Below are 18567 nucleotides of genomic sequence, written 5' to 3'. Positions count from 1 at the left end.
TTTTATGGTTATCGTCTAAGTGTTAAAGCAGGGCCTAAGAATCTAGCGGGCTCAGTGATGGCGATGCTCGGATCGTCAGTCGCTTCTAGATGGATCATGACTTCGATGTTACTTTTGTCCATATAAACCGGATCGATGGACAAGCGAATAGGCAATTCTTTAACGTCACCTGCGGCAACGGTGACTTGTGCTGGCCCTTTGTAAAGCAATTGCTCAGGCCCTTGAACCGAGATTTGGTAGCTTTTTTGTTGCTGCGATTTATTCAATACTTCCAGCTTATAGACGTTTTCAATCAAACCTTCGCTATTGGTGATGTAAAGGCGGTTACGATCTTTATTGATATCCAGTTCCAGCGGAGTACGCATTAACAAGGAACCAATAAAGACTCCTGATAATAGTAATAACACCAAGCCATAACCAATGGTTTTAAAGCGCAGTAGCTTGATGGCTTTACCTTGTTCTTTATTTTCCGTGGTATAGCGGATCAGTCCTTTGGGATAATCCATCTTTTCCATCACGCTATCGCAGACATCAATACAGGCGGCACAAGCGATACATTCGTACTGCAAGCCATCCCGAATATCGATCCCAGTGGGGCAAACGTGGACACACTGCATACAGTCAATACAGTCGCCCAGACCTTGCTCTTGGTAGCTTTCATCGCCTTTTTTACGCGCTCCGCGTGACTCGCCGCGTTTTTCGTCATAGGCAATAATTAAGGTATCTTTATCAAACATAGCACTTTGGAAGCGGGCGTATGGGCACATATAAATACAGACTTGTTCGCGCAATTTGCCCGCATTGCCCCAAGTAGCAAAACTGTAGAACAATACCCAAAAAGTTTCCCAAGGTCCGGTGCTTAAGGTGAGGATTTCTTGAGTCAAAGTTTTAATCGGTACAAAATAACCGACAAACGTATAGCCGGTAAAAAGTGCTAAAATGATCCACAGAAAGTGTTTGGTGAATTTAATCCGGAACTTATTCCAGTTCCAAGCTTGATTACTCAGTTTTACCTGCTTGTTACGGTCGCCTTCGACTCGCCGTTCGACCCACACAAACAGCTGTGTCCAAACGGTTTGTGGGCAAGCATATCCGCACCAGAGACGCCCAGCAACAGACGTAAAAAAGAATAAAGCTAAAGCCGCAATAACCAATAAGAGGGATAAAAAGATAAAATCTTGTGGCCAGAAGGTAATGCCAAAAAGGTGGAACTTACGCGCAGGCAGATCGAGCAAAATAGCTTGGCGACCATTCCATGTCAGCCATGGCCCTAAATAATAAAAACCGAGCAGCAACCAGACCGAGGTGACCCGTAGGTTATTGAAAAAACCACTAACCTTCTTAGGCCTAATTTTTTCATGTTTTTGGTAGAGATCCTTCTCGTCACCAATTTGATAGGTATCACCCTCTGTTGCCATACTAAGGTTACTCTTGTTCGGCTTGTCCTTGAGATAAACTGTAAACGTAAGCGGCTACCAGGTGCGACTTTTCTTTACCCAAAATCGGTTCATGAGCTGGCATCCGATTGATACGGCCATGACGAATAACGTCTTTTACTAAGCCTGGTGAAGCGCCGTGGAGCCATGTAGAGTCGATTAGATTTGGTGCGCCTAGTGCTTGGCTACCTTTGAAATCAACCCCATGACAAGCGGCGCAGCTTTTATCGTAAACCTCTTTACCCTGCGGTAGAAGCCCTTCCACAAAGGCACGTTTATTCTCATTTTTGCTACTGATATAGCTGGAAACACTGTCAATATCACGCTCACTTAAGCTCTCTGCCCAAGCCGGCATAATGCCATTTCGACCTTGCAAAATTGATTGTTTGATCTGTTCGGGCGAGCCGCCGTAGAGCCAATCGTTATCGGTTAGGTTTGGAAAACCTATCGAACCGCGCGCATCAGCGCCATGACAACCAAAACAGGTATTGGCAAAAATCGCTTGCCCCATTTTTAAAGCTTGTGGCTCGCTTTGGAGCGCTTCGATGCTCATGTCGGCGTATTGCTGATAAAGCGGTAAGTATTTTTCATCGGCCTTAGCCATTTCTTCTTGGTACTGCTTGGTTTGATCCCAGCCTAAAATACCTTGATATTTTCCCAGCCCAGGATAAAGCACCAAATAACCAATACTAAAGATCAGGGTGATATAGAATAACCAAAGCCACCAGCGCGGCATCGGATTATCGTATTCCTCGATCCCATCGTAAGCATGGCCAGTGGTTTCACCATCTTGGCTGGACTGTTTCTTTTTACGAGTAAAGTGTAACAAGGCAAAGCAGCCAACGATGTTAATTGCTGTGATAGCAATGATGTAGATACTCCAAAAATTACTCATGATTGCTGTCCCTCATCAATTGAAGTCTCGTCAGCTTCCGCATCTAAAACCATGCGCGCTGCTTGCTCATACTTTTTTTTATTGCGCTTGGAATAGACCAAAACGCAAATCACGATAAACAGGATCATAACCACTAAGGTAATGATGCCGCGTAAGATATTCATATCCATTAACGGGCTCCTGTTTGACTGGTGATTTCCAAACCTTGCGATTGCAAGTAAGCAATCAAGGCTTCAATTTCGGTTTTCCCTTCTACCTCGGCGCTGGAATTGTCAATTTGCTCTTGGCTGTAAGGAACGCCCAATTTTTTCATGGTCGCTAACTTCTTCGGAGTTAGCGACGAATCAATCGTGTTCTCTGCTAACCAAGGGTAAGAAGGCATATTGGATTTTGGTACTACGTCGCGCGGATTGATTAGGTGAACATAGTGCCATTCGTCACTATAGCGACCGCCAACTCGTGCCAGATCCGGTCCAGTTCGTTTAGAACCCCACAAGAAAGGGAACTCATAAACGTCTTCGCCAGCTACAGAATAAGGGCCAAAACGTTCGGTTTCAGCGCGGAAAGGGCGTACCATTTGCGAATGGCAAACGTGACAACCTTCTTTGATGTAGACGTCGCGACCCTCAAGCTGTAAGGCGGTATAAGGTTTTAGCCCTGCAACCGGTTCGGTGGTGTTTTTAATAAAAAACAAAGGCACGATTTCGGCTAAACCGCCAAAGCTAATCACAATAACGATTAAGATCCCCATCAAGCCCACATTTTTTTCAACTTTTTCATGATTCATGTTGATGCTCCTTAATGTACTGGCTCTGGAATACGGGTATCAGCGGCTTCGGATTTGGAAATGGTCTTAAAGACATTATAAGCCATGATAAACATGCCCGATAAGAACAAGATGCCGCCTAATAATCGAATACCGTATTGAGGATAGGTGTTTTCTAAAATTTGCACCCAAGTATAGGTTAGGGTGCCGTCTGGGTTGGTGGCGCGCGCCATTAAGCCTTGAGTAAGACCGGCGATCCACATGGAAACGATATACAAGACCACGCCAATGGTGGATAACCAGAAATGCAGGTTAATCAAAGGTACGCTGTGCATTTTTTGCTTACCAAATAAGCCTGGGATTAATGAATACAGTGCGCCAATGGATACCATCGCCACCCAACCTAAAGCGCCCGCGTGGACGTGTCCTACGGTCCAGTCGGTATAATGCGATAAGGCGTTGACGGTTTTAATCGCCATCATAGGTCCTTCGAACGTCGACATACCGTAGAAGGACAAGGAAACGATTAAGAATTTCAAAATAGGATCGGTGCGCAGTTTATGCCAAGCGCCAGATAAGGTCATGATACCGTTGATCATGCCACCCCAAGAAGGCGCTAGTAGGATCAATGAGAACACCATACCTAGAGATTGCGCCCAGTCAGGAAGCGCTGTGTAGTGTAGGTGGTGCGGGCCGGCCCACATATAAATCGCAATCAAAGCCCAGAAGTGAACGATCGATAAGCGATAAGAATAAACCGGACGCTCGGCTTGTTTCGGCACGAAATAATACATGATCCCTAAGAAGCCAGCGGTCAAGTAGAAGCCGACAGCATTGTGTCCGTACCACCATTGCACCATCGCATCGATAGCACCAGAGTAGGCAGAGTACGACTTCCAAGAGGAAAAATCTATCGGTAACGCAGCGCTGTTAACTATGTGTAACACCGCGACCGTGATGATAAAGGCACCAAAGAACCAGTTGGCAACATAAATATGAGAAGTTTTACGTTTCATGATGGTGCCGAAGAATAAGACCGCGTAGGAAACCCAGACAATGGCGATTAATATATCAATCGGCCACTCCATCTCAGCGTATTCTTTACTCGAGGTTAAGCCCATCGGCAGGGTAATGGCGGTTAGCAAAATCACCAATTGCCAGCCCCAGAATACAAATCCAGCTAATTTATCGCTGATTAACCGCGTATGACAGGTTCGTTGAACGCAATATAAGGAGGTTCCCATTAGCACACAGCCACCAAATGCAAAAATGACTGCATTGGTGTGTAGTGGCCTTAAACGACCATAACTAAACCATGAGGTATCGAAATTGAGTGCTGGCATCCACAGCTGGGCAGCGATAAGCACTCCCACGCTCATTCCAACAATCCCCCAAATTACCGACATTACAGCAAACTGCCTGATGACCTTATAGCTGTAGTTATTTTCAGTATTATCACCCATTAAATTCACCTTACTGGATACCCTTAAGCATAGTCCTTTAAGAGTAGGTTAGACGTAATTTTAGTAGCTATATTATCGACCACTTATCGTAAATCTTATTGATCTGGATCAAGTTGCTTTCTAAGCCAATAAAAATGCTAATGTAACTTCACTAATTGTAGCAGGGAAAAGCTGAACAATTAAGCGAGAGATCCACATCTAGAGGCTAGATTTAATAATCTGAAAAGGAGCTTAGGATAAAATTAATCGATAAGTTTGACTCAAATAGCGGACTGGGAAATTGGATTTAGTTTAGTCCGAAGCCTTGGCTTAACCGTTTTTGAAGAAAGTCTAAAAAGCTTCTGGTTTTTAATGGAACAAAACGATTCCGAGGATACACTGCATTTACCCCGTCAACATAAGTTGGACTGATTAAGGCGTTTGCTTAAGAGAGACTTTTTATATATGCCAATATGCAGATGAAGTAAGTGTAATTTAGGCATAAAAAATGCGAACCATGGGTTCGCATTTGTGTATTTGGCGGTGAAGGAGGGATTCGAACCCTCGATAGGCGATTAACCTATACACACTTTCCAGGCGTGCTCCTTCAGCCTCTCGGACACTTCACCGTTATTCGTTAAATGAGCTTTACTTATCATCTAAGGGTAATAGCTCTAAATTCAGTCGCACTTTGGCGTGCTCGTTACTCGAAGCTGTTGCTTCTCGCCCTGCGGGTTGCTGTTGCTTTGCCCCAGCGCTCAAGCCTGCGGCTTAGTCAGCCTCTTTCGACACTTCATCGTTATTTGTTAAGTGAGCGCTACTGTATAGGCAGATTGTGCTTGAAACGCGCGTAAGATAAAGGATTTGTCGGTTGATGGCAAGTTATTGCTAAAGATCTTGGGGCTTTTACTGATTGTGGCTATAATTGCGCCACTTTTCTCGCCTGATCCTTGTCATGAGCTATTGGAATTTCCTGAAAAATAACAAGTATTTGCTGCTATTTGGCTTTCTTTGCGTGTTTATTGGCAATTTGGGGCAGACTTTCTTTATTTCCTTATTTAACAAGGACTTAATAGAAAATTTGTTGTTGGATGAGCAAAAGCTAAGTCTAGTTTATTCGGCGGCAACTCTAACCAGTGGCTTTACTTTATTTTTCGTCGGTTCAAAAATCGATACGGTGGAGGTGCGTAAGTTTACCTTGATAGTGGTATGCGTGTTGCTGGCCGCCTGCTTGCTATTTGCCTTTAGCCATAATATGTGGATGCTGTTTTTTGCTTATTTAGGCATACGGCTCTGTGGGCAGGGCTTGATGGGACATATCGCTACCACCACTTTGATGCGTTATATCCCTAAAGATCGCGGTAAGGCGGTGAGCTTATCGAGCCAAGGCATGGCTTTTGGGGAGGTGGTGTTGCCGATAATGGCGGTGGCGTTATTAAAAAATTATGGCTTTAGTCAAAGCTGGTTGATTTATTCAGGAGTGACTTTGGTGGTGATGTTGCCCTTGCTGTTCTGGCTACTGCATAAAGCTAAACTTGAGCCGATTGAACGGCAGAACCAAAACCTTGAGACAAGTTCGGGTGTCCAATGGAGTCGTGGTCAGCTCAGCAAAGATTGGCGTTTTTGGTGTTTAGTGCCGGCGATTATTGCGCCTGCCTTTTTAATCACGGGACTGTTTTATCACCAAACTTTTTGGATTGAACTCAAAGGTTGGTCGTTGCAATGGTTGGCGGTTGGGATCGCTGCTTATGGCGTGATGCATTTTGCCGGCGCCATTTTTGTGGGGCCGCTAGTTGATAAGTCCCATCCGCGGGTTTATTTGCGATGGTACCTTTTGCCGCTTATTTTGGGCGTATTGTGCTTGTGGTTTGGGCAAGATAAATATTGGTTAATTGCCTTTATGCTGCTGGCAGGCTTGAGCGTGGCCGCGAGCGGTCCTGTGGTCAACTCTTTTTATGCCGAAGTGTTTGGCACGACTCATCTTGGCGCTATTCGATCAATGTTAGTGGCGATCATGATTTTATCCACTGGTGTTGCGCCATTTTTGTTCGCCCAGTTTTTAACTTTAGATAGCTTTATGCTATTTGCTTTGGCCTATGTTGGGCTTGCTATCGTATTGGTGCAAAAGAAAATTCTGGCGGAGATGCCTGCCGCGTAAAACTGTGTAAATGAACCTAGATATATAGGGGAAAAGGTGAAGTCGTCAAAGATTTAAGGTAAAGTTCGCCTTACTACTGATTTTAACTATTATTATCCGAATGGCTGGGCAATCCTCAAAGTTACTCAAGCTTTTACCCTTTATTATCGTTGCTATTATTGTGGCGGTTATCGCTATGATGTTTGCTTCGAAACCCAAAGCGGGCAAGCGCCCCAGTTTTGACAAGCCGATCATTGTTGAGGTGAAAACTGTTGAAGCTCAACCCTTCCAAGTCTACATCGAGTCCTATGGCAATATTGAAGCCAAAACTGCTGGTGATTTGGTGGCGCAAGTTTCAGGGATAATCACCAGCGTTAGCAACGATTTTGAAAGTGGCCGCAGTTTTAAGCGCGGTGATTTGCTGGCGACTATAGACGATAAAGACTATCGGATCGAAGTCACTATTGCACAAGCCGAGCTAGCCAACGCGCTATTAACGTTAGAGCAAGAAGAAGCCTTGGCAGAGCAAGCTAAACGCGATTGGGAAAAAATTAATCCCAACAAAAAAGCTTCGAGTTTAGTACTCAGAATGCCGCAGGTGGCCTCGGCCAAAGCAAAATTAGACGCTGCCAAGGCGCGTTTGGCCAAAGCTAAGTTAGCGTTAGACCGGACAAAAGTGTTAGCGCCTTACGATGGCATGATTGTTGAAAAACAAGCCGACCTTGGGCAGTTGGTGAATCAAAATACCCCGATTGCGCGGATCTTTGCTTCTTCCAGCCTAGAAGTGCGTTTGCCTGTTCCGGCTAGTAAGGTGCAGTTCCTACCAAATTTTGATGTGTCTACTTCTGCTAATGAGAGTTGGTCTTCCGAGGTTGAGCTCAAGGCAGATTTTGGCGGTTTTGCTAAAAGCTGGACGGCCAGTCTTGATCGGAGCGATAGCACTATCGATCAATCCAGCCGCCAATGGTTTGTCACCGCCAAATTAGATGGTGAGCTGCTTAAATCGGATCCTTTGCTTAAAATTGGCCAGTTCGTCAATGCGCGAATTAATGGTAAGGCCATCGCTGATGTCATAGTGATTCCGAGCAAATACATTTATGACAACAATCAGGTCTATTTATACCAAGACGGTAAGCTTAATCGTCGCCGCGTTGAAATCAGCTGGCAAGGCGATCAACAAAGCTTGATCCAATCGGGTTTAGCCAGTGGCGATAAAATTATTACCACCCCACTGAACTTTGTGGCCGATGGGGTCAAGGTGCAGCTTCAAGGCGAGGCGCCCCAAGATAAGAAAGCGCAAAACAGAGCTAAGCAAAAGGTGAAGGGCGATAAAAAAGTATCCAAGCAGGGTGAGCAACCATGATTGCTTGGTTCGCGCGCAATCCAGTAGCTGCCAATATGTTGATGGCAGTGATCCTTATTTCTGGACTCTTCACCATCTTCCAAAGGGTGACTATCGAGCGTTTTCCAAATATTGATATTAATACCATTACGGTTACGGTGCCGTTTCGCGGCGCGACTCCCGAAGAAGTGGAAAGAACCATTTCTACTCGGGTCGAAGAGGCGGTTTTTGATTTAGAAGGAATTGATAAACTGCGCTCGGTTTCCTCAGAAGGCTCATCCACCGTCATTATCGAGATCGAAGACGATTATGATATGGAAGTGTTGTTGGATCAGGTCAAGAGTCGCGTGGACTCGCTCAACACCTTGCCGTTGGAAGCGGAAAAGCCAATTATTCGACGCAGTGAATTTAAACGCGAAACCATTAGCGTCATGGTGTCTGGGCAGCTACCCGAGCAGGAGTTGCGTCAGTATGCGGATATTATTCAAGAAGAGTTGCTGGCGGTTGATGGCATTACGCAAATTGAAACTTCGGGTGTGCGCGCTTTTGAGATTGCCATCGAAGTCAATCAAGATTTGCTCAATGAATACGGCCTAACGCTCCAAGAAATTGCCAATAGTATTGATAATCACTCGCTGGATCTGTCCGCGGGTCAGGTGCGCTCCGATAAAGGCGATATTTTGCTGCGCTTAAAAGGCCAATCTTATACTCAGCAAGAATTTTTTCAAATCCCGATCTTAACCAAGGCCGACGGCACCCGCTTATTACTTGGCGACATCGCCCAAATTCAAGACGGTTTTGAAGAACAAGGCTTGAATACCCGCTTTGATGGTGTTCCGGCGATTGAGCTGGAGGTTTTTCGAGTTGGCGATCAAAGTGAAATACAGGTGGCGCAGAAAGTTAAAGATTTCGTCGCGGCCAAACAAGACTCGGTTCCGCTTGGTCTTGAAGTGGGGATTTGGCGCGATCAATCCAAAGGACTTAAAGCTCGTTTAAGCACCTTGAATTTCAGTTTAATGCAGGGCGGGATCTTGGTGATTATCTTACTCACCTTGTTCTTGCGCCCGACCATTGCGCTGTGGGTCAGTCTTGGTATTCCGATTGCCTTTGCCGGCGGTATTGCCTTGATGCCTGAGATGGGAGCGACGGTTAACCTAATTAGTTTGTTTGCCTTTATTTTGGTATTGGGGATCGTGGTCGATGATGCGATTGTCACTGGTGAGAATATTTATAATCACTTAAGTCGCGGCGAGCCGCCCCTCGAAGCTGCTATTAAAGGCACAAAAGAAGTCGCGCTACCAGTGACCTTTGGCGTGATTACCACCATGATTGCCTTTGTGCCGATCCTGTTTTTACCGGGCGGCTGGGGTAAATGGTATTTCCAGTTGCCATTGATTGTCATTCCAGTGCTATTTTTCTCGCTGGTGGAATCGAAGCTTATTTTGCCAGCGCATTTAGGCCATATGAAATTTAAGAAAAATGCTGAAGAAGGCAATGCCTTTCAAAGATTCCAACAAAAATTCGCTACGGGTTTTGAAAATGCGGTAGTGAAGTTTTATAAGCCAGTATTAAACTTTGCCATTAGCCATTGGGCCATTACCGTCTCCTTTTTTATTGGCTTGTTATACATTATTTATTTCGCGGTCAGCCTAGGCCATACGCGCTATTCGTCTTTCCCTCGGATCCCGAGTGAAACTGCCCGTGCTTCTTTGGCCATGCCTGCGGGTACGCCGTTTGAAGTGACCGATAATTACATAAAAAAGATGACCGATGCGGCGATTGCGCTTAAAGAAAAATATCGCGATCCCGATACTGGCGAGAGCGTGATTACTCACGTCTTCTCAGTCAGCGGATCGGGCGGGCGCAGCGTGAGCACTAATCGCGGTCGGATCATGTTTGAAACGGTTCCACCGGAGCAACGTAATCTGGAAGTGGGTATAGGTCAGTTGGTGCAAGAATGGCGCAAACTTATTGGCCCTTTGCCTGGCGCTGAAACCTTAAACTTCCGTGCTGAAATTGGTCGTAATCGCGATCCGATTGATGTGCAACTAAACGGCGCTGACACCATTAAGCTTAACCAAGCCGCCGAAGAAGTAAAAACTATTCTCGCAGCGACCCAAGGGGTGTTTGATATTGCAGATAGCTTCTCCAAAGGCAAGCAGGAAATTCAGTTTCGATTAAAACCGCAAGCCGAAGCATTGGGGATCACCCTAAGCAGCTTGGCGCGACAAGTGCGCAGCGCCTTTTTTGGGGTCGAAGTGCAGCGGATCCAGCGCGGTCGCGATGATGTGCGAGTGATGTTGCGTCTATCCAAACAAGAGCGTAGCTCGCTGGATGAGTTAAACGATTTATTGGTTAATACGCCTTCGGGTGGAAAATTACCGCTGCATCAATTGGTTGAACTGTCTTATGGTAAAAGTCCGGCCAACATCGAGCGCATCGATCGCCGTAGAACCATCAACATTACCGCCGACGTGGATAAGTCGAACAGTAATTTAGGCGCGATTCGCGAGGGTATCAACCAAGAAGTGTTGCAGCTGATGCAAAATTATCCCGGCATCAGTTTTTCCTTAGAAGGCGAGGCACGCGAAGAAAGCGAACTCTTTAGCAGTATTTACGTCAGTATTTTATTTGTGATGTTTGCTATCTACATTCTACTGGCAATTGTATTTAAATCTTACCGCAAGCCCTTTATTGTGATGGCAGTGATTCCGTTAGGCGGTGTCATGGCCGTCTTGGGACATTGGATCATGGGACTAACTTTGAGCATGATGTCGGTGCTTGGGATGTTAGCGCTAACCGGCGTGGTGGTGAACGACAGTTTGGTGCTGGTGGACTATATTAACAAGCAACGCGCCAAAGGTATCGAGCGCAAAGAAGCGGTGCTCAACGCTGGAGTCAGACGTTTGCGACCGATCATGTTGACCTCGCTGACCACCTTTGTCGGCTTGATCCCCATTATTTTTGATAAGTCGACCCAAGCCCAATTCTTGATCCCAATGGGCGTATCGCTGGGTTTTGGGATTTTGTTTGCAACCGCCATTACCCTAATCGTAGTGCCGTTATTTTTCTATCGCTCGAAAGCCTTGGTGACCTTTTTAATCGCCTTTTTTGCACTCTTGGCGTACCAATATCGAGATTGGATCGCCGAGTTGGTTAACAGTTTTTCAGGCTAAGCACGAGCTGAAATCAGTAAGCGGACTGGTTGATTAAGAATGGGTTAATTACAGGCTAGTTTATTATAGACAAGTTAATTAATATCAGTTTGCACAGCAAATCTCGCAATTCGGATCTTTGGCAATCTTGATGGCTTTAAAACTGAGTTTTTTGGCATCGAACAGTGTTAAATCTTGGGTCGGTTGTTCAATTCCACATAGCAGCTTAATCGTTTCAGCCGCCTGTAGTGAGCCGATAACTCCGACTAAAGGCGATAAAACCCCTTGTTGCCAACAATCGTCTTCAGTAGTCGCTTGAGTTTTATACAGACAAGCGTAGCAAGGCGCTTGAGGATTTTGATTAAACACAGCGACTTGGCCTTGCCAACGAATGGCAGCGCCGGAAATCAGTGGCGTTTGATGTTTGACGCAGCTAGCATTTATCGCATAGCGAGTGGAAAAGTTATCGCTACAATCCAGCACCAAATCATGAGCGCCAATAAGAGTATCTAGCTTTTCCCCTGCCAGTTTTTCATTAATGGTTTCAATGGCGATATTGCAATTAAGCAACGCCAGATGCTCTTGGGCCGATTCCGTTTTGGCCGTATACAAGGTTTTATTGCTGTGTAGAATTTGCCGCTGCAAATTGGATAAAGCAACCGTATCGTGATCCACCAGAGTGAGTTTGCCGATTCCGGAAGCCGCTAAATAGATACTGGCTGCCGAGCCAAGACCGCCCAATCCAATAATCATAACTTTAGCGTGAGCAAGCTTTTGCTGACCCTCAAGATCGATTTCTTCGAGCGCGATATGGCGGCTGTATTGGCGTAATTCTTGTTCGCTAAACACTTGGCAATAGTATCAATTAAAGATAGGCTGAATCTACGCGGGATCTGGCGAATATGCAAGATCTAGCCGGTGAGCTGTGATACCATAGCGCCAATTTTGAGCAAGCAATTCCAGCATGAAAGATTGGACAGTCAAGCTGGCGCAGCTATGGGCGCTGGCAGGTTTTACCGCACTTTTAGGCTATGCCGTCTATCGCTTAAGCGGACACTTTTTAGTCGCTTGGGATTTTAATTTCCAATGGTATCATTGGCTGCTGTTAGCCGTAAATTGCTTATTCATGGCCTATTCTGAAGGCTACAAAGGCTTCCAGCAAAGCTATTCTCTAAAGTTCGCTAACCGCTTGCAACAACTCAAACAAAGCTCGCCGCTGGCTAAAATTCTAGCCCCCTTGTATTGCATGAACTACTTTTCAGCAACTGCAAAAAACATGAAAATCGCTTATATCCTAACCGCCGCGATTATCGCCCTCATTATTATTTTCAACCAAATCCCGCAACCTTGGCGCGGCATCCTAGACGCCGGAGTAGTGGTCGGTCTTTCTTGGGGTATTGTCGCTACCGTAGTGATTGGGTTTGCTCAGTTGAAAGCGGAGCTTGAATAGCAAGTAACTTAGCTTGGGTTGACAAAGAGTTTACAGTGAACCCTAAAAATAGATCTGTCCCCTTAAATTTCACTCTCTCAAATAAATAGCGACTTAATGCAAATATGCAATTAAAGGTCAAGAAATAGTGTGATAGAGTTCACATTAAAGGTGGTGATTTATATTAATAAGAAACTATAGAGGGATTAATGTCAAAGAGAGTATTTGTAAGCTATTCACATAAAGATGAGCAGTTAAAGGAAGATTTTTTTGAGCACCTAGCACCGTTGAAAAGGAATGGGCAAATAGATGTCTGGCACGATAGAGATATTAACGCTGGAAATGATTGGAAAGAAAAAATAGATGAGAATCTAGAAAATGCAGACATCATAATTTTGCTTATAAGTTCAAGCTTTTTAGCTTCAGATTATTGCTATAGCATAGAAATGAAAAGAGCTATAGAAAGGAAGCAAGATGGAAAGGCAGAAATTATTTTGGTTATTTTAAGGCCTTGCCACTGGCAAATTTTAGAGTTCTCAAGATACCAAGGTCTTCCTAAAGATGGAGTTCCTATTATCAATTGGGACAATCCAGATGAAGGATGGTTGGATGTGGTTAACGGTATTTCAACTACCATTGAAGACATGTCTTTAGTTCCAGTGGAGAGTAAGCCAATTCTAATAAATGCAGATATTAAGCTAAGCAATATTGCCATGAATTGGCTTGATGATACGGAAGTTGTCTTGACCCATCGTAAAGTTTCAAGAATTAAGCTTTCAGATGTTTTTGTTCTACCTGATATTGAGTTACAGCCTGATAAAAAGCAAGATACAGTTGATATTAAGAGTTCAAAATTAATTGTAAATAAACCTAAAAAATATTTGATATATGGAGAAGAGCAGCAAGGTAAGACAACTTTGCTTAAGTATGCTTATAAAGAGTTCTCTATCAAAGAGAATATTCCAATATATTTAAATGCGGAAGATATTAAAACAAAAGAATTAGATACCTTGCTTAAATCCGCTATTGATGAGCAGTATGTGAACCTTGATTATGAGGAAATTGATGATAACAAGGTTGTTCTATTAATTGATAATATAGACAGTATCGGCATTAGAGATAGATTTAGAGATAAATTATTAGAAGATGCTAATTCAAGGTTTAAATATATAATCCAAACCTGCGAAAGCTCATATTCATTTATATTAAGTGAATCTACTTTATTTGACAATTACGATGTGGTTAAACTTCTGGGATTAGGACATTTAAAAAGAGAAGAAATGTCTTTGAATTGGATTTCTCTTGGGCAAGTTGAAACCATATCGGAAGAGAAACTCTATTCTGAATGCCAAGAGGTAAAAGCAAAGTTAAATACGATTATAAAAAAGAATATTGTACCACCCAAGCCTTTGTATGTATTGATGTTGCTTCAATTTTTTGAGGCTAACTTAAATCTTGATCTTGAAATGACCTCTTATGGTCACTGTTATCAGCAGTTAATTTATCAGTCTTTAGAAAAAGCTAAAATAAAGAATGAAAATTTCGATGCTTACTTGAATATTTTAACTGAGCTTTCATGGGTTATGTATAAGAGTAACGGTCATTTAAATAAAAATGCAATGGAGAAATTTTTTAAAGAGTATAAAGAAGAGTATATCCTTAATCTCTCTATTGAAGATGTTCTAAAAGTTTTGCTAGAAGTATCTATTTTGCTTGAAACAGAAACAGGCTATTTATTTAAATATCCATATATTTATTACTTTTTTGTTGGAAAGAAAATTGCCGAAAGTTACTCAACATCAGAAGATGTTCGTCTATCAGTAAAAGAATTATTAAAAACTCTGCATAGAGAAGATAGTGCAAATATTTTAATTTTTATATCTCATCACACTAAAGATAGATGGATTCTAGATGAAATCAATACTGTTCTTTCTTCCCTTTTTAAAGGACAAAGAGTGGCTACATTAGAAAAAGATCAAATAGCCTTTATGAAGGGATTTGTTGAAAAAATCCCTGATTTGGTAATTGAGCAAAGAGAGATTCAAAAAGAAAGGGATGATTATAACAAGCGATTAGACGATCTAGAGAGAAAAGCAAACAATGAAGATGACATTGAGTCATTAGAAATACTTGCGGATATTAATCAAACCTTTAAAGGTATGGAGGTTGCTGGGCAACTAATACGCAATAGACATTCTAGCTTAAAGAAGCGAGAGTTATTTGACTTGGCTGAGAAGGGTGCTCAATCAGGCTTGAGATTTTTGGAGTATTTCTTTGAAATTTCTGAGGTCGCCAAAACAGAAGTGATTAAGCTTATAGGTGATCTTTTAAGTGATAATCCGGAACTTACTGATGATGAAGTAGAGGAAAATGCTAAACAAGCTTATCTAAAGCTTTCGTACGGTGTGATTAATGGTGTTTTACGAAAGATAGGCACATCAATTGGCTCGAAAGAAGCATTACAAATTTATAAACAACTTGATGAAACTCATGAAACATCTGCCTTTGTTTTAATTCGCCAAGCTATAGAGCTTCATTATAACAAAGGAATTAATACGGAAGAGATTGAAAAGGCAGCCAAATTTTTAAATGATAATAGGGTTTGCCTGCAAATATTGAAAGAAATGGTAATCCAGCATGTGTATATGTTCCCACTTCAATTCAAGGAAAAGCAAAAGATTGCACATATACTAGGGTTGCCTATAAAAAACCAACAACTTATGGAAAGAAAGCAAAGAGCGAGGTTAGAAAAAGTAAAAAGGTGATGATTAGTAGGGGTTTGTAGATATAAAGCAGTTAGTTAGGTTGGGGTTATGGGTTGTAGTAATATTTAGAGTACAACCACTTTAGGGATTACGCACCTTTTTAAGGAAGGTATGTAAATATTTTTCTCGTATCGAATAAGGTTGGGAGTATCTTTGTCTATTATATGTCTATCAGGTTTAGTGATAGATTGGGAATGCTTTGTAAGTTATTGAAATATATGGTGGGCCCGCCCCGACTTGAACGGGGGACCTGCCGATTATGAGTCGGATGCTCTAACCAGCTGAGCTACGGGCCCTTATTTTTTGTTTTCCCCTGTCAGATTTCGTTTGCTGAGAAATATGCTCTAACCAACTGCACTCAATGGGGCAGACCCAGCTACGGGCCCTTTTTTTATTTCCCTCTATTGGGTTTGGTTTGTTGAGGAATCTACTCTAACCAATTGTACCCAATGGGGCCGATCCAGCTAAGGATCCATTTCTATACCAACCAAGACAAGTCTTGGTTGGGGTGGCATTTTACCTTAAGCCGATTTTTTGGCAAGCCTTATCTGAGTGCTTAATGCGGCTATTTCTTGGAGAGGATTAGGGTGTCGCTGTTGATTATTTCCAGTTTGAGTTCTGCGTCTTTGTAGAGGTGTTTGCAGATATATTCAAAAGTGGTTTTGCTGTAAAAAGCAATATGGGTCATATCATTTTTATAATGCCAGCGTGCAAAAGCTTGTTGATCGATAACGCGCTTGGTCATAATCCCCAGTTTGCCTTTAGGTTTTAGCATTTTTAATAGTAAATTCAATTGGTTATGAGGATCATGTAAATGCTCTATGACTTCGGTCGCGCAGATAAAATCATATTGTTGTTGCAGTAGTTCGGGTTTGTCGAAGTACAAGGGATCATAGTCTTCGACTATAAATCCTAGTTCGGCAAACATGGTGGACAGGGTTGGTCCGGGGCCACAACCAAAATCTAACCCTTCGGCATCTGGCGCCAGCCTTTGCGCTAGCGGTTCGACTAACTTGTTAAGAAAGCGCCGATAGCCGAGATCGTCAGCATCGTTTTGGTGCAGATCGTAAATGGCTTTTTCTTGCTCGAAGCTTAACCACTCTTGGGGTTTCACAAACACCAGCTCGCAGCGCCCACACTGCCAATAGTTGCGTTGGTTATCCTGATGGTAGAAATGGATCGATTGCTCATGGCAAAGAGGGCAAGTCATTTGGCCGCTTTTCGGTTAAAATGGTGCAATTCAAGTATTCTAACGATTTTCAATGGCATTAGTAACCTTAAACCAAGTCGAAGTCAGCTATGGCGGCCCGGCTTTGTTGGATAAAGTCGATTTTAGTATCGATGCGGGCGAGCGGGTTTGTTTTATTGGTCGCAATGGCGTCGGCAAGTCCACCTTACTCAAAGTCATCAATGGCGAAATTATTCCGGAAGATGGCGAATTACGCTTTTTACAGGGTGTGAAAGTCGCCAAATTAACCCAAGAAGTTCCTAAAGAAACCCAAGGTTCGGTATTTGATGTTGTGGCTTCGGGTTTGGGCGAAGCAGGTCAATTATTGCAACATTTTCACCAGTTGGCGCAAGTAGCCGATGCTGAGTCTTTAGCAACAATGGCTAAGGTGCAGGAGCAAATTGAAGCGGTTGATGGTTGGAGTCTCGATCAAAAGGTCGCCACTGTCATTAAACGCTTGAGTTTATCGGGCGATAAGCGTTTTAGTGAGCTCTCTGGTGGTATGAAACGCCGCGTTTTGCTAGCGCAAGCGTTAGTAAAGCAGCCCGATATTTTATTGCTGGATGAGCCCACTAACCACTTGGATATCGAGTCTATCGAATGGCTGGAAGGTTTCTTAAAAGCTTATGAAGGCAGTATTTTATTTATCACTCACGACCGGCGTTTTTTGAAAAATTTAGCTACTCGCATTGTTGAAATAGATCGTGGCCAGCTTACTTCTTGGCCGGGTGATTATGATAAGTATTTGCGGCATAAGGCCGAAGCTTTGGCGGCGGAAGAAAAGGCCAATGCGGAATTTGATAAAAAACTGGCGCAGGAAGAAGTTTGGATTCGACAGGGGATCAAGGCGCGGCGAACTCGTAACGAAGGACGGGTTAGACGATTAGAAGCGGCGAGAAGAGAAAGGGCCGAGCGGCGCAACCTGATCGGCACCGTTAATATGCAGGTGCAACAAAGCGAGTCTTCGGGCAAAAAGGTTATTGAAGCCAATAATATTCGTATGGAATATGAGGGCAGGGTATTAATCGAAGATTTTTCGACCTTAATTATGCGTGGTGATCGGATTGGTATTATCGGTCCTAATGGCGTTGGTAAAACTACTTTGATTAATATTTTGCTTGGTGAATTAACGCCAACAGAGGGCGAGGTAATCCTTGGTACTAAGCTGGAAGTGGCTTACTTTGATCAGCATCGCGCCCAGCTCAACGATAAGCTTTCGGCGCAAGATAACGTTTCTGATGGCAAAGATATGATGACGATTAATGGTAAAGATCGTCATGTGATTAGTTATATGCAGGATTTTTTGTTTACTCCTGAACGAGCGCGAGCGCCTATCACGGCTTTGTCGGGTGGCGAACGTAATCGTTTGTTGTTGGCAAAACTATTAGCCAAGCCTTCGAATTTTTTAATTCTGGATGAACCGACCAATGATTTGGACGTTGAGACTTTGGAGTTGGTGGAAGAAATGCTGGATGCTTATCCGGGCACCATTTTAGTGGTTTCGCACGATCGGGATTTTATCAATAATGTGGTTACTAGCAGTATCGTTTTTGAAGGCGATGGGCGGGTTGAAGAGTATGTTGGTGGTTATGACGATTGGTTGCGGCAGAAAGCGAGTAGGGCAAAAACCGTTAACCACAACGGCAAGTCTAAGTCGGAAAAATCGGCTACGCAAAATGCTTCTGCAAAAACGTCATCGACTAACAAGCCTTTAGCTAAAAAATTAAGCTATAAAGAACAGCGGGAACTGGATGCTTTACCCGATCAAATTGCACAATTGGAAGCCAGCATTGAGGAGCTACAGAAAGTGATGGGGCAAGCTGATTTTTATCAGCAATCTAAAGATAAAATCACTCAAGCGAATGAGCAGATGCAGGCTTTGGAATCTGAATTAGAGCAAAAATTTGAGCGGTGGGCAGCTTTGGAAGCGCTGCGTGAGGCGGTGTAAGCAAAGCCTAATGATTTATTATAA

Annotated in this window: 13 protein-coding genes and 2 tRNA genes; 6 read left to right on the top strand and 9 right to left on the bottom strand. The window is 43.4% G+C overall.

Annotated elements, in window-relative coordinates; translation table 11 throughout:
* Window positions 1-8: 8 nt before the first annotated feature.
* The 6 genes from ccoG to NFS34_RS01970 form a co-directional block, all read right to left on the bottom strand.
* Window positions 9-1418 carry a cytochrome c oxidase accessory protein CcoG gene (gene ccoG, locus NFS34_RS01995; protein WP_251358163.1) on the bottom strand — a complete coding sequence of 470 codons (1410 nt, stop codon included), beginning with the start codon at window positions 1416-1418 and terminating at the stop codon, window positions 9-11.
* Window positions 1419-1425: 7 nt separating this feature from the next.
* Window positions 1426-2331, bottom strand: a complete 906-nt coding sequence (gene ccoP, locus NFS34_RS01990; protein ID WP_251358162.1) for a cytochrome-c oxidase, cbb3-type subunit III — start codon at window positions 2329-2331, stop codon at window positions 1426-1428.
* Window positions 2328-2501: a cbb3-type cytochrome c oxidase subunit 3 gene (locus NFS34_RS01985; RefSeq protein ID WP_251358161.1), complete on the bottom strand. Its 174-nt coding sequence runs from the start codon at window positions 2499-2501 to the stop codon at window positions 2328-2330. The genes ccoP and NFS34_RS01985 overlap by 4 nt, the downstream gene beginning before the upstream one ends.
* A complete protein-coding gene (gene ccoO / locus NFS34_RS01980) occupies window positions 2501-3118 on the bottom strand; it encodes a cytochrome-c oxidase, cbb3-type subunit II (protein ID WP_251358160.1) in 618 nt (205 codons plus the stop codon). Before ccoO ends, NFS34_RS01985 begins: the two co-directional genes overlap by 1 nt.
* Before the next feature lie 11 nt (window positions 3119-3129).
* A complete protein-coding gene (gene ccoN, locus NFS34_RS01975; protein WP_251358159.1) occupies window positions 3130-4560 on the bottom strand; it encodes a cytochrome-c oxidase, cbb3-type subunit I in 1431 nt (476 codons plus the stop codon).
* A 517-nt stretch (window positions 4561-5077) separates the two neighbouring features.
* Window positions 5078-5168 (bottom strand) — tRNA-Ser (locus tag NFS34_RS01970).
* Window positions 5169-5494: 326 nt separating this feature from the next.
* Here NFS34_RS01970 and NFS34_RS01965 point away from each other — a divergent pair.
* From NFS34_RS01965 to NFS34_RS01955, 3 genes are all read left to right on the top strand, one after another.
* Window positions 5495-6697 (top strand): MFS transporter, encoded by a 1203-nt coding sequence (locus tag NFS34_RS01965; RefSeq protein WP_251358158.1) that lies wholly within the window; start codon window positions 5495-5497, stop codon window positions 6695-6697.
* 100 nt (window positions 6698-6797) lie between these two features.
* Entirely contained in the window at window positions 6798-8039 is a 1242-nt protein-coding gene (locus NFS34_RS01960) for an efflux RND transporter periplasmic adaptor subunit (RefSeq protein ID WP_251358157.1), read from the top strand.
* The gene (locus tag NFS34_RS01955) at window positions 8036-11194 is read left to right on the top strand and encodes an efflux RND transporter permease subunit (RefSeq protein ID WP_251358156.1); all 3159 of its coding nucleotides are present in this window, start codon (window positions 8036-8038) and stop codon (window positions 11192-11194) included. The genes NFS34_RS01960 and NFS34_RS01955 overlap by 4 nt, the downstream gene beginning before the upstream one ends.
* A gap of 84 nt (window positions 11195-11278) precedes the next feature.
* Here the strand turns inward: NFS34_RS01955 and NFS34_RS01950 are convergent, their stop codons facing one another.
* Window positions 11279-12022, bottom strand: coding sequence for a molybdopterin-synthase adenylyltransferase MoeB (locus NFS34_RS01950; protein ID WP_251358155.1), 744 nt, complete (start codon window positions 12020-12022; stop codon window positions 11279-11281).
* 115 nt (window positions 12023-12137) lie between these two features.
* Between NFS34_RS01950 and NFS34_RS01945 the strand changes: the two genes are divergently transcribed.
* Complete coding sequence (locus NFS34_RS01945; RefSeq protein ID WP_251358154.1) at window positions 12138-12623, top strand: hypothetical protein; 486 nt, start codon at window positions 12138-12140, stop codon at window positions 12621-12623.
* Between the two features lie 188 nt (window positions 12624-12811).
* Window positions 12812-15367 carry a TIR domain-containing protein gene (locus tag NFS34_RS01940; protein WP_251358153.1) on the top strand — a complete coding sequence of 852 codons (2556 nt, stop codon included), beginning with the start codon at window positions 12812-12814 and terminating at the stop codon, window positions 15365-15367.
* Between the two features lie 219 nt (window positions 15368-15586).
* Here the strand turns inward: NFS34_RS01940 and NFS34_RS01935 are convergent.
* A tRNA-Ile gene (locus NFS34_RS01935) sits at window positions 15587-15663 on the bottom strand.
* Between the two features lie 269 nt (window positions 15664-15932).
* On the bottom strand, window positions 15933-16577 hold the full coding sequence (locus NFS34_RS01930) for a class I SAM-dependent methyltransferase (RefSeq protein ID WP_251358152.1): 645 nt from the start codon (window positions 16575-16577) through the stop codon (window positions 15933-15935).
* 52 nt (window positions 16578-16629) lie between these two features.
* Here NFS34_RS01930 and NFS34_RS01925 point away from each other — a divergent pair, with 52 nt between their 5' ends.
* Window positions 16630-18543 (top strand): ATP-binding cassette domain-containing protein, encoded by a 1914-nt coding sequence (locus tag NFS34_RS01925; RefSeq protein ID WP_251358151.1) that lies wholly within the window; start codon window positions 16630-16632, stop codon window positions 18541-18543.
* Window positions 18544-18567 lie beyond the last annotated feature (24 nt).

Source organism: Kangiella sp. TOML190 (genome assembly GCF_023706045.1).
In the GTDB taxonomy this organism is placed as follows: domain Bacteria; phylum Pseudomonadota; class Gammaproteobacteria; order Enterobacterales; family Kangiellaceae; genus Kangiella.
Note: the sequence above shows the minus strand (reverse complement) of the source record. Positions and strands in the feature narration are given on the sequence as shown.

Coding starts and splice junctions, on each gene's coding strand:
- ccoG (WP_251358163.1), bottom strand. CDS start 1,418: ATGGCAACAGAGGGTGATACCTATCAAATTGGTGACGAGAAGGATCTC.
- ccoP (WP_251358162.1), bottom strand. CDS start 2,331: ATGAGTAATTTTTGGAGTATCTACATCATTGCTATCACAGCAATTAAC.
- NFS34_RS01985 (WP_251358161.1), bottom strand. CDS start 2,501: ATGGATATGAATATCTTACGCGGCATCATTACCTTAGTGGTTATGATC.
- ccoO (WP_251358160.1), bottom strand. CDS start 3,118: ATGAATCATGAAAAAGTTGAAAAAAATGTGGGCTTGATGGGGATCTTA.
- ccoN (WP_251358159.1), bottom strand. CDS start 4,560: ATGGGTGATAATACTGAAAATAACTACAGCTATAAGGTCATCAGGCAG.
- NFS34_RS01965 (WP_251358158.1), top strand. CDS start 5,495: ATGAGCTATTGGAATTTCCTGAAAAATAACAAGTATTTGCTGCTATTT.
- NFS34_RS01960 (WP_251358157.1), top strand. CDS start 6,798: ATGGCTGGGCAATCCTCAAAGTTACTCAAGCTTTTACCCTTTATTATC.
- NFS34_RS01955 (WP_251358156.1), top strand. CDS start 8,036: ATGATTGCTTGGTTCGCGCGCAATCCAGTAGCTGCCAATATGTTGATG.
- NFS34_RS01945 (WP_251358154.1), top strand. CDS start 12,138: ATGAAAGATTGGACAGTCAAGCTGGCGCAGCTATGGGCGCTGGCAGGT.
- NFS34_RS01940 (WP_251358153.1), top strand. CDS start 12,812: ATGTCAAAGAGAGTATTTGTAAGCTATTCACATAAAGATGAGCAGTTA.
- NFS34_RS01930 (WP_251358152.1), bottom strand. CDS start 16,577: ATGACTTGCCCTCTTTGCCATGAGCAATCGATCCATTTCTACCATCAG.
- NFS34_RS01925 (WP_251358151.1), top strand. CDS start 16,630: ATGGCATTAGTAACCTTAAACCAAGTCGAAGTCAGCTATGGCGGCCCG.